Annotated in this window: 9 protein-coding genes; 4 read left to right on the top strand and 5 right to left on the bottom strand. The window is 69.6% G+C overall.

Annotated elements, in window-relative coordinates; all coding sequences use genetic code 11:
* Positions 1-109 precede the first annotated feature (109 nt).
* Complete coding sequence (locus tag AB0F44_RS29740; RefSeq protein ID WP_357360913.1) at positions 110-1,351, top strand: DUF222 domain-containing protein; 1,242 nt, start codon at positions 110-112, stop codon at positions 1,349-1,351.
* A gap of 126 nt (positions 1,352-1,477) precedes the next feature.
* Positions 1,478-1,921 carry an ATP-binding protein gene (locus tag AB0F44_RS29735; RefSeq protein WP_357360915.1) on the top strand — a complete coding sequence of 148 codons (444 nt, stop codon included), beginning with the start codon at positions 1,478-1,480 and terminating at the stop codon, positions 1,919-1,921.
* A 115-nt stretch (positions 1,922-2,036) separates the two neighbouring features.
* Here the strand turns inward: AB0F44_RS29735 and AB0F44_RS29730 are convergent, their stop codons facing one another.
* The 3 genes from AB0F44_RS29730 to AB0F44_RS29720 are packed head-to-tail and all read right to left on the bottom strand — an operon-like array spanning position 2,037 to position 7,146.
* Positions 2,037-4,121, bottom strand: a complete 2,085-nt coding sequence (locus tag AB0F44_RS29730) for an FAD-dependent oxidoreductase (RefSeq protein WP_357360911.1) — start codon at positions 4,119-4,121, stop codon at positions 2,037-2,039.
* Positions 4,118-5,632: an APC family permease gene (locus AB0F44_RS29725; RefSeq protein ID WP_357360909.1), complete on the bottom strand. Its 1,515-nt coding sequence runs from the start codon at positions 5,630-5,632 to the stop codon at positions 4,118-4,120. The genes AB0F44_RS29730 and AB0F44_RS29725 overlap by 4 nt, the downstream gene beginning before the upstream one ends.
* Before the next feature lie 29 nt (positions 5,633-5,661).
* Positions 5,662-7,146, bottom strand: a complete 1,485-nt coding sequence (locus tag AB0F44_RS29720; RefSeq protein WP_357360907.1) for an aldehyde dehydrogenase — start codon at positions 7,144-7,146, stop codon at positions 5,662-5,664.
* A gap of 99 nt (positions 7,147-7,245) precedes the next feature.
* Between AB0F44_RS29720 and AB0F44_RS29715 the strand changes: the two genes are divergently transcribed.
* A complete protein-coding gene (locus AB0F44_RS29715; RefSeq protein WP_357360905.1) occupies positions 7,246-7,899 on the top strand; it encodes a TetR family transcriptional regulator in 654 nt (217 codons plus the stop codon).
* Positions 7,900-7,902: 3 nt separating this feature from the next.
* Here AB0F44_RS29715 and AB0F44_RS29710 read toward each other — a convergent pair whose 3' ends face one another.
* Both AB0F44_RS29710 and AB0F44_RS29705 read right to left on the bottom strand, forming a co-directional pair.
* Entirely contained in the window at positions 7,903-8,490 is a 588-nt protein-coding gene (locus AB0F44_RS29710) for a GNAT family N-acetyltransferase (protein WP_357360904.1), read from the bottom strand.
* 113 nt (positions 8,491-8,603) lie between these two features.
* Positions 8,604-9,827, bottom strand: coding sequence for an MFS transporter (locus AB0F44_RS29705; RefSeq protein WP_357360902.1), 1,224 nt, complete (start codon positions 9,825-9,827; stop codon positions 8,604-8,606).
* An 11-nt stretch (positions 9,828-9,838) separates the two neighbouring features.
* Here AB0F44_RS29705 and AB0F44_RS29700 point away from each other — a divergent pair, with 11 nt between their 5' ends.
* A complete protein-coding gene (locus tag AB0F44_RS29700) occupies positions 9,839-10,510 on the top strand; it encodes an FCD domain-containing protein (RefSeq protein WP_357360901.1) in 672 nt (223 codons plus the stop codon).
* Positions 10,511-10,669: the final 159 nt, after the last annotated feature.

The raw sequence follows: 10,669 nt of genomic DNA, 5'->3' as shown, positions 1-10,669 counted from the left end.
GCTGCGAGGGTAAGTAATAGCCCGTACTCCGGGCCTCCGAGACCAGCGAACCAACCGGGATTCTGCACAGGCAGAAACCCTTGAGTTCGTACGTCAGGAGGTGACCGTGATGACCACGCTGCAGCAACCGCAACACCCTGTGCTGGGGGCCGTGGTCGCGGTTACCGCCTCGCTTGGTCGGGTCTCTGAGGCGAACCCGTCGTTCATGGCCACCGATCAGAAGGCCACCACGCTGCTCGAGATCGCCCGGGCCAAGGCCCAGCTGGCGGAGCTCGAACTACGCGTGATCGCCGCCGCCGACGACGTCGCGGCGGAGAGCGCCGCACGCGATGTCGCGGCGTGGCTGCATCACCACACCCACCAGCGGCCCGAGGTCCTGCGTGCCGACCTCCGGCTGGCTCAGGCCCTGGACCGGACCTACCACCACGTCGCCGAAGCCATGCGCCGTGGGGACTGCAATCCCGCCCAAGCCCAGGTGATCGTCGACGCCCTCGATGATCTCCCGGCCGACCTCGACCCCGAGATCAAGACGAAGGCCGAAGAAGCACTGGTTGCCTACGCGACCCAGTTCGACCCCACCCAGCTCCGCCGTCTCGGCTGCCGGATCCTGGATCTGATCGCCCCCGAGATCGCCGAGGCCGAAGAAGCCAAACGGCTCGCCGCCGAAGAAGTCCACGCCCGCAAGAAGACCCGCCTGGCCATGCGCCGACTCGGGGACGGCACCACCCGGATCTCCGCGGTCATTCCGGACGCGGCCGCGGACCGGCTGGCCACCAACCTCGAAGCCTTCGCCTCACCCCGCCGCGACGACGGCACCCGCACCGAGACCGGCGACTACCTGCCCTACGACCGGCGCCTGGGCCGGGCGTTCTGCCAGCTCCTCGAAACCCTCGACCCATCCCGGCTCCCGATCCACGGCGGCGACGCCACCACGGTGATCGTCACGATCGACCTCGACCAGCTCCGCAAGGACGCCGGCATCGCCCAGATCATCGGCGGCAGCCCGATCACCGCCGCCGAAGCACGGCGCCTGGCCTGCACCGCAGGCATCATCCCGGCGGTTCTCGGTGGCGCGTCCGAGGTGCTGGACTTCGGGCGTAAGGAGCGGTTCTTCACCGCCGCCCAACGCCGAGCGCTCCTGCTGCGGTCGGCGACCTGTGAGGCCGAGGGCTGTGACATCCCCGGGACCTGGGCCGAGGCCCACCACTGGATCGCCTGGGCCCAAGGCGGCCTGACAGACATCGACAACGCGTCACTGCTCTGTGCCCATCACCACCACCGCGCCCACGACACCGCATACCTCCACGAACGCCTACCCAACGGCGATGTTCGCTTCACCAGGCGCAGATAGGCCGACTCATCGAGCAGAATCATCGCGACCCGTCGGCTTCGAAGCGGCGCGGACGCGCGCCCGATAGTGGCGCAGCGTAACCTCCGCCCAGTGGCAGTGAACAGGACTCCAGGACCCCGAGTCGTGATGATGTGCGGGCCAGGTGGTGCAGGAAAGACCACGTATGCCAAGCGCCTGGAGCGCGAGGGCTGGACGCGTTTGTCGTTCGAGGTGGAGTTCTGGGATCGCGGAATCACGGCGATGCCCTCCGCCGAAGTGGTCGCCGAGGTGGCGGCAGACCTGAAGGCGCGCTTGCTGCGCCATGTCGCGGCGGGGAACGATGTCGTGCTCGACTTCGGATTCTGGTTCCGGCGACAACGCGACGAGTTCCGCGCACTACTCGCACCCCAAGGCATCGTGCCGGAGACGGTCTACATCGCGACGAGTCTTGAGACCATCCTTGGCCGACTCGGTGACCGACATGGCAGGTCGGCGGACGATTGGCCGCTCACCGAGCAGACGGCGATTGAGTACTTCGAGAGGTTCGAGCCGCCGACCCCCGAGGAGGGACCGCTCGTGGTGGTCCGCTAGGCGCTATGAGCGGTTCGCGCAGTGGGCCGAGCACGGCACCTGGTTGAAGGCTCGGACCCACGAGGAGGGTCCGAGCCTTCAACGTTTCCACACCGCCCCACCGCGCGGCCCGGCGTCAGGCCAGCTGGGTCACCTCGCGCCGGAACGGCACCTCGTCGTTGGAGGGCAGGACGGCGTCGAACTCCTCGGCCGCGCGGCGGCCTGACCAGACGGCGGCCGCGATGGTGCCGGGGCCCCAGGAGTCGCCGATGCCCCGTACGGAGGCGATCTCGCCGGCGTCGCGACGGGCGAGCAGGTCGAGGTAGAGCTCCTCGCGCGGGAGGCGGGCGGTCACCATGACGACGGCGTCGCAGTCGAGGTCGCGCTCGACGCCGGCATAGACGTCCTTGACCCGGACACCGCCGGTCCCGACCGAGGTGACCGCGTGGTCGGTCACCCGGGTGATTCCGGTCTCGATCAGGCGGCGCTGGATTCGGTTGACCTCGAAGGTGTTGTTGGTCCACGACGACACCTGCGAACCGGTGGTGACGATCGAGACGTCGTAGCCCTTCTGGGCGAGCAGCTCGGCGACGACACCGCCCAGGTAGTAGTGGTCGTCGTCGTAGACGACCACCTTCTTGCCGTCGGGCAGCCGGCCGGCGAAGAGGTCGTCGGGCCCGAGCACCTGCGCTCCCTCGGCGATCGGCATGGCGGTGGTGTGGAAGCGGGCGACCCCGTCCGTACGCCAGGTGGCACCGGTCGCGGTGATGACGTGCTCGAAGCCGAACTCGACGATGTCCGCGGCCGCCATCGGGCTCTCGCGGTAGATCTCGACGTTGGGGAGGTCGGCGAGGACGGCCTCGCGGTACTCCTTGACCCGGCCCCAGGCCGAGAGCCCCGGCAGCTTCGACTCGGCCGTCACCCGGCCGCCGAGGTCGCGGCCGGCCTCGGCCAGCACGACGTCGTAGCCGCGTACGCCGAGCGCCCGGGCCGCTTCCAGGCCGGAGGGGCCGGCGCCGACGACGAGGATGCGGGAGTCGCTCTCCTTGGCCCGGATCCGCTCCGGGTGCCAGCCGCGGCGCCACTCCTCCCCCATGCTCGGGTTCTGGGTGCAGCGGATCGGCGACATGGTGAGGTCGCCGGAGACGCAGATGTTGCAGCCGATGCACTCGCGGATCAGGTTGAGCCGACCGTCGCGGATCTTGTTCGGCAGGAACGGGTCCGCGATCGACGGGCGCGCGGCGCCGATCAGGTCGAGGATGCCCGCCTTGACCTGGCGCACCATCGCGTCCGGCGAGGTGAACCGGCCGACGCCGACGACGGGCTTGGAGGTGAGCTTCTTCAGCCCGGCGACGAACTCCTCCTGGCGGCCCTCGGGGGCGAACCGCGAGGTGACCGAGTCGCCCTCCCAGCTGCCCATCGCAAAGTCCCACAGGTCGGGCAGCTCGCCGAGCTCGCGCAGCACGCCCTCGATGTCCTCGCGGGTGATGCCGCCGTCGATCTCCTCCTCGACCGTGATCCGGCAGGCCACCGCGGCCCGGCCGGCGACCTCGTCGATGGTGTCCTCGAGGAGCTCGCGCAGCAGTCGCATCCGGTTCTCGAGCGAGCCACCGTACGCGTCGGTGCGGTTGTTGTATCGCCGTGAGAGGAAGTGGTGCGGTGCGCCGTAGCCGTGAGCGCCGTAGACGTAGACGACGTCGTAGCCGGCCTCGAGCGAGCGGCGTACGGCATTGCGGTGCCAACGCCGCAGATCCTCGATGTCCTGCAGCGACATGGCACGGGCCTGGACCGGCGCGATGGTGTCGGGAGCGACCGGGAGGTGCGCGGGCCCGAGCGGGGTCTCGCGGCTGAGCTGGTTCGGCGCGTTCATCCCGTTGTGGGCGAGCTCGATGCCGGCCAGACCGCCGCCCTCATGGATCGCGTCGGCGATCCGCTTGAGCGCGGGCAGGTCCTGGTCGTCCCAGATCCGCAGCTCGATGAACGGCGCGATGTCGGAGGTCGCGTGGATCTCCACCTGCTCGGTGCACACCACCGACCAGCCGCCCTCGGCCTTGATCTTGCGCATCGCCGCCTGGGCACTGGGATCGCGGTAGCCCATGCCGTTGCAGTGGGGCACCTGGTAGAAGCGGTTCTTCGTGGTGAACGGCCCGATCTGGACCGGCTCGAACAGGATGTCGTACGGGGCGGCCACGGGCTTCTGCCCAGCGGTCTGCTCGGTCATCGGGTGGGCTCCTCGGTGGGAACGGACTGAACGGGAGCGCCGACCTCGGCGCGGACGCGGGCACCTCGGACGTACCCGATGCCGCACAGCAGGAGCAGGCAGCCGAGGGTGCCGAGCGTGAAGACCTCGAACGTCACCTGGCTCACGCCCCAGATCTCCTTGAACGGGTACGCCTCGCCGAACAGCCGCTCGAGCGTGCCCGGGAACACCGCGACCCACGAGCCGAGCAGCACCCAGGCGAAGGCCACCCAGCCGAGCACCGCGAAGCCACGGTCGGAGACGGGAACCCGGAAGGGACGAGGGCGGTCGGGGTAGCGGGTACGCAGCCGGATCGCGGCCGGGATGACCAGCAGGTAGCTGAGCAGGAAGGTGGAGATGGAGATGGTCAGGACGACACCGAAGATCGACGCGCCTGAGCCGGTCACCTGCATCGCGACGAGCAGGAACACCGTGGCCACGACGCCGGAGAGCATGTTGACCCGCACCGGCGTACCGAGGCCCTCGTGGAAGCGGCCGAAGAACCCGCCGAAGAAGGAGCCGTCGGCAGCGGTCATCGCCTGCATGCGGTCGGAGATGATCATCCACGCCGCGCCCTGGCTCATCAGGATGTAGACGAAGACGACGGCGGTGAGCGTGAGCAGCGGCTCGGCCGCGGCGCCGTAGACGGAGTAGACGGTGCCGACTGCGTCGAGGAGGCCACCGATGCCGGTGATGTCGCCGCTGGGGACGACGAGCAGGATCGCGAAGATCGGCACCAGGTAGCAGACCGCGGCGGTGGCGCAGGAGCGGAAGATCGAGACCGGTACGTCGCGGGCCGGGTTCTCCATCTCGCCGGCGGCGCTGTTGGAGGACTCGAAGCCGAGGTAGGCGAAGAGCAGGATCGGGACCGACCCGAACAGGCCGAGCAGGGTCGGGCTGAAGTCGCCGCCGCTGAGGTCGACGACGCCGTTCTTGGCGGCGTAGATGGCCGTGGTCAGTACGAAGAAGGCGAGCAGGCCGACCTTGAGGATCGCGCCGCTGGTCGGCAGCCACTTGCCCTTGGCGAGGCTGGCGATCGCGGCGACCACGGTGATCCAGATGAAGACGATCTTGAACAGGTAGTCGCCGAGCGAGCCGTGCTCGAGCGGGGTGATGTAGACGCTCACGGTCTCTGCGGCCAGGAAGGCCATCGAGCCGCCGACCCACACCGGCTGGGTGATCCAGGTGAGGATCGCGGCCACCGCGGCGGCCGGGCGCCCGAAGGCGTCCCGGACCCAGGTGTAGGCCCCGCCCTCTTCGCTGAACGCGGCGCCGGTCTCGGCGAAGATCAGGCCGTACGGCACGAGGAAGAAGACCGCGAGCACGAGCGCCCACGTGAACGCCTCGGCGCCGTAGAGCGAGACCTGCCCGAGGGTCTCGAGGCCGACGACGGCGGCGATGAGCAGGAAGACGATGTCGAAGCGTCGCAGCGTCTTGCGTAGATGTGACTGTTGCTCGGCCGCGAGGGCGGTCGGCTGGTTGGTCTGCGTCATGGTGTGTCCCTGGCTGGTCGGGCTGGAGGTCAGTGGTTGATCCAGACGGTCTTGAGACCGACGTACTTGTCGAGAGCGTGCAGCGAGAGGTCACGCCCGAATCCGGAGCCCTTGAACCCTCCGAAGGGGGTCCAGGCGCTGAAGGCGTCGACGCCGTTCACGGTCACGGTGCCGGCGTGGATCCGCTCGGCGAGCCGGTGCGCGCGACTCAGGTTGCTGGTCGCGACCGAGGCGGCCAGGCCGTACGGGGTGTCGTTGGCGAGCGCAACCGCCTCGTCCTCGGTGTCGAAGGCCGTGACCGCCAGGACCGGCCCGAAGGCCTCCTCGCGGGCGAGGGTGGAGGCCGGGTCGACGTCGTCGAAGACGGTGGGCTGGACGTAGCAGTCGCTGCCGTCGCGGGTGATCCGCTCGCCGCCGGTGACCAAGCGCGCCGCCGAGGTCTTGGCCTCGTCGACGAAGTGCATGATCCGGTCGGTCTGCTCGGGCGAGACGATCGCACCCATCCCGGCGGCCGGGTCGAGCGGGTGGCCGGGAGCGTACGCCGCGGCCTCCTTCGCGACGAGGTCGACGAACTCCTCGTGGACCTCGCGTTGGACGAGGACGCGGGAGTGCGCCGAGCAGACCGCACCCTGGTTGAACCAGATGCCGAAGGCGGTCTGCTTGGCGGTGGTGGCGAGGTCCTCGGCGTCCGCGAAGACGACGTGCGGGCTCTTGCCGCCGCACTCGAGCCAGACCTGCTTGAGGTTGGACTGTCCGGCGTACTGCAGGAAGTACGCGCCGACCTCGGTCGAGCCGGTGAACGCGAGCACGTCGACGTCCGGGTGCAGGCCGAGCGCTTTGCCGGTGGTCTCCCCCAGCCCGGGGACGACGTTGAGGACGCCGTCGGGGATCCCGGCCTCGGCGGCGAGCTCGGCGATCCGCAGCGCCGAGGACGGCGACTGCTCGGCGGGCTTGAGCACGACGCTGTTGCCTGCGGCCATCGCCGGGGCGACCTTCCAGGCGAGCATGTCGACCGGGTAGTTCCACGGCACGACCGCGCCGACGACGCCGAGCGGGACGCGGCGGACGAGGGCTGTCGTGCCCGGCGGGGTCGGCGCGATCTCGTCGTTGATCTTGTCGATCGCCTCGGCGTAGTAGCGGAACAGGTTCACCGAGAACGGCAGATCGAGGTCGTACGCATCCACGACCCGCTTGCCCATGTCGAGCGAGTCCAGGACCGCCAGCTCGGCGGCATGGTCGGCGAGGAGGTCGGCGAAACGGAGCATCCGCTCCCGGCGGAAGGCGACACCCGCCCGTGACCAACCCCCGTCGTCGTACGCCGCCCGTGCTGCGCGCACGGCCTCGTCGACACCGGCGGCGCCGGCATCGGCGACCTCGGCGAGCAGCGCGCCGGTGGCGGGGTTGCGGTTCTCGAAGGAGCCCTCCGCGGTGTCGACGGAACGGCCGCCAACGAACGGTCGGGTCGGGAGTCGGACCTCGGCGGCGATCTCTCGCCAGTCCTGGTGGGTACGCACAAGCAAGTCCTTTCTTTGCGCTTCACCGCAAATATGAGCCTCGCCACACCAGGTGTCAATCATTCGCCCGCAGATTTCACACACGCGTTACGGTTGAGCATGGCTCGACGCAAGGACCAGGCCGCTCGGCGCGAACATCTGACCGCGGCAACACTCACCGTGATCGCGGCCCACGGCCTGGCCGGCGCCACGATGAAGAACATCGCCGCGGAGGCCGGAATCTCACCGCGCCTGATCGCCTACTACTACCCCGAGCTCGACGGCCTCATCGAGGCCGCCCACCAGGCCGCGACCGACCGCTACTACTGGTCCCGGCAGCGCGCGATCGAGGGCGACCTGTCCCCCGCCGAGAAGCTCGGCCGCCTGATGTACTCGGGTCTTCCCCGAGGTGAGGACCTTCTCCTGAGCCAGGTCCTCGACGAGATCTCGGTCAACGCGAGCCGCAGCCCGATGCACGCCACCCTGATGACGCTGCTCTTCGACCGCGAGGTCTCGCTCTACACCGCCGTGCTCGAGGTCGGGCGCGCGACCGGCGTCTTCACACTGACCGACTCGGCCGAGGCCATCGCCCGCAACTTCGTCGCCCTCGAGGACGCCTTCGGCCTCCACCTGCTCGCCCACAACTCGTCACTGACCCTGGAGCGCGCCGAGCACCAGCTGGCCAGCTACGCCCACTCCGCCCTCGGCGTCCGGGTCGCTCCGATCGACCCGGAATTGCCTAGGGACGCAAAGAATCCTGGTCTACGACCCTGACCCTCAGGCCGGCTCGACCGTCCTCACCATGACGCAATTCTTCAGGCCCTTGGGCCGGTCGTAGGTGAAGCCGAGCCGCTCGTAGAGGCGACGGGTGCCGTTGTAGAGGAACGACGACGACACCTTCTTTGTCTGGTCGGTCAGGTCGTGCGGATAGCTCTCGACCCGCCCGCCACCGGCCTGGGCGATCTGCTCGAGCGCACCGGTGATCGCCAGCTCCGTCACACCCTGGCGCCGGTAGCGCTTGTCGACGAAGACGCAGGTGATTCGGTAGTCGGGGTCCACAGTCTTCGTGGCGTCATACTGCTTGAGATGGTGGAGCGTCGGCAGCTCGACCGGGGTGCCGTACTCGGCCCATGCGACGGCCTCGTCCCCGTCCATCACCAGCGCGGCATGCGCCTCGCCCTTCTCGACGTAGGCCTTCTTCAGCGCCCGGTTCGACTCAGCGCCTTGGCCACGCTCCGGTCCGTCCGGATGGAACCAGATGCACCAGCAGCCGCCGAAGATCCCGTTGTGCCGCTGCACCAGCGCGTCGAACGCCGGCCAGGTCTCAGGGCTGAGCGGCGCGATGGTGTACGACTCGATAGCCATGCCGCCCACGGTATTCGATCCTGCACAGCCTGGGGCCTCAAGCTCGATACGCCCTGCGCTCAACTCGGGTGGAAGAAAATTTTCTTCCACCCGCATTCGCGTCTTCTAGCGCTTCAGTCCTCGGCGCGGGCTCCGATGACGACCGGGCGACCGGCGACGTACCCGGCGAAGATCTGGACGAGCGCGAGCCCCAGCAGGAGGGCGATCGGGACCGACCACGAGCCGGTGGCCTCGCGCAGCAGGCCGACGAGGAACGGGCCGGCGGCAGCGAGCAGGTAGCCGATGCTCTGTGCCATCGAGGACAGCGCGGTGGTGCCGGCGGTGGTCGCGGTGCGGATGCTGAACAGGGTCAGGGCAACCGGGAAGACGGCGCCGCCGATGCCGACGAGCACCGCCCAGAGCCAGGCGCCGGCGACGGGAGCGAGCCAGAGGCCGGCGAACCCGATCGCCAGCAGAGCAGTCAGGACGGCGATCAGGTGGCCCTGCGTGGTTGCCCGGATGGCGAGCGTCGGGGCCAGGAAGAACACGGGTACGCCGACCAGGATGCTCACCGCGAGCAGCAGCCCTGCCGTCGCGTGACTGAAGCCGGCGTCGGCGTAGATGCTCGGCAGCCAGCTCATCACGACGTACGCGAACAGCGACTGGGTGCCGAAGACGACAGTCACGGCCCAGGCGACCGGCTCGCGCCACAGCGACACCCGGGCGCCACCGTCTCGGCGCAGGCCGCGATCGCGCATGTGCGGCACCCACGCCAGCAGGGCCAGCGCGGCGAGCACAGCCCAGACCCCGAGACCGATCCGCCAGCTTCCGGCCGCCTGCGCGATCGGCACCGTGACCCCCGCTGCGATCGCCGCGCCAAGCGACATCACCGCACTGTAGGCACCGGTGACCGCGCCGACGCGGTTCGGGAAGCCCTCCTTGACCACGGCGGGAAGCAGCACGTTGGCGAGCGCGATCCCGGCACAGGCGACGAACGTGCCGGCGAGCAGCAGCCAGGGGTCCCCGATCACCCGGACCAGCAGCCCGGCGACCAGAAGGCCGAGCGCGACGCCAATGCCGCGGTGCACGCCGAGCCGGCGCGCGAGCGTCATGCCTGTCGCACCGACGACCGCGAAGCACAGCACCGGAAGCGAGGTCAGGAAAGCCCGGGTGCCGGCCGAGAGCCCGTCGAGACTGTCGAGCAGAGCACCGAGCGACGTGATGCCCCCACGCAGGTTCGCGGCGACCAGCAGGACCGCGATCAGCAGCCACACCGTCGACCGAACAGCTGTGTTCGACGGCGGAGAATCGGGGCGGGACTGGAGGCGGTGGTTCACGCCCTCTAGGATGCCAGACATCGGATGATTGGATGAAAGGACGGCTCGTGCCGCTCTCCACCACCACGTCTCGCTCCCTGGTCGACCAGGCGATCGACGGCATGCGCGCTCTGCTCGCCGACGGCGAGTGGGCACTCGGCGCCCGCATCCCGCCCGAGCCCGAGCTCGCCGCGGCGCTCGGCGTCAGCCGCAACACGGTCCGCGAGGCCGTACGGGCGCTGGCACACACCGGCGTGCTGGAGGTGCGACGAGGCGACGGGACGTACGTCGCCGCCTCCAACGAGGTGGCCGCGATGATGCGTCGTCAGGTCGGCCGGGTCGACCTGGCCCACGTCCTCGAGGTCCGCCACGCGATCGAGACCCGCGGCGCAGCGCTGGCCGCCGAACGTCGTACCGAGGACGACCTGCAATCCCTTACCGCCATCATGGAACGGCGCGCAGCCGCCGTCGCGGCCGGGGATGCCGACGCCTTCGCCGAGGCCGACGCGGAGTTCCACCTCGGTGTGGTCACCGCGACGCACAACCCGCTCCTCATCGAGCTCTACGCCGGCTTCGAGGACACCCTGCGCGCAACCATCCACCTCGTCGACGAGACGGCCGAGATCGCCGACGAGCACCTCGCCGTCTTCGACGCCATCCGCGCCCAGGACCCCGATGCCGCCGCGGCCGCCGTCACCGGCCTGCTCCACACGCTCGCCCGCTAACGCCTGAACCCGAGTCGGCGCTCTTCGGCTGTTCCAATCAGGCCGTCTATTGGTGAACCTGGGGATCGTCGTGATCGTCACGGCGGGCGAGCAGCTTGATCAGCGGCTCGTCGGCGAGCTCCTCGATCGGCGCGACGCGCCTGGCGGGCCGGAGTGCGT

This window comes from Nocardioides sp. NPDC023903, assembly GCF_040639295.1.
Taxonomy (GTDB): Bacteria; Actinomycetota; Actinomycetes; order Propionibacteriales; family Nocardioidaceae; genus Nocardioides.
The sequence above is the reverse complement of the archived record's forward strand: the minus strand, read 5'-3'. Positions and strand labels throughout refer to the sequence as shown.

Bases quoted from the DNA above. Each gene is read 5' to 3' on its own strand.
- AB0F44_RS29740 (WP_357360913.1), top strand. From the start codon at position 110: ATGACCACGCTGCAGCAACCGCAACACCCTGTGCTGGGGGCCGTGGTC.
- AB0F44_RS29735 (WP_357360915.1), top strand. From the start codon at position 1,478: ATGATGTGCGGGCCAGGTGGTGCAGGAAAGACCACGTATGCCAAGCGC.
- AB0F44_RS29730 (WP_357360911.1), bottom strand. From the start codon at position 4,121: ATGACCGAGCAGACCGCTGGGCAGAAGCCCGTGGCCGCCCCGTACGAC.
- AB0F44_RS29725 (WP_357360909.1), bottom strand. From the start codon at position 5,632: ATGACGCAGACCAACCAGCCGACCGCCCTCGCGGCCGAGCAACAGTCA.
- AB0F44_RS29715 (WP_357360905.1), top strand. From the start codon at position 7,246: ATGGCTCGACGCAAGGACCAGGCCGCTCGGCGCGAACATCTGACCGCG.
- AB0F44_RS29710 (WP_357360904.1), bottom strand. From the start codon at position 8,490: ATGGCTATCGAGTCGTACACCATCGCGCCGCTCAGCCCTGAGACCTGG.
- AB0F44_RS29705 (WP_357360902.1), bottom strand. From the start codon at position 9,827: ATGTCTGGCATCCTAGAGGGCGTGAACCACCGCCTCCAGTCCCGCCCC.
- AB0F44_RS29700 (WP_357360901.1), top strand. From the start codon at position 9,839: ATGAAAGGACGGCTCGTGCCGCTCTCCACCACCACGTCTCGCTCCCTG.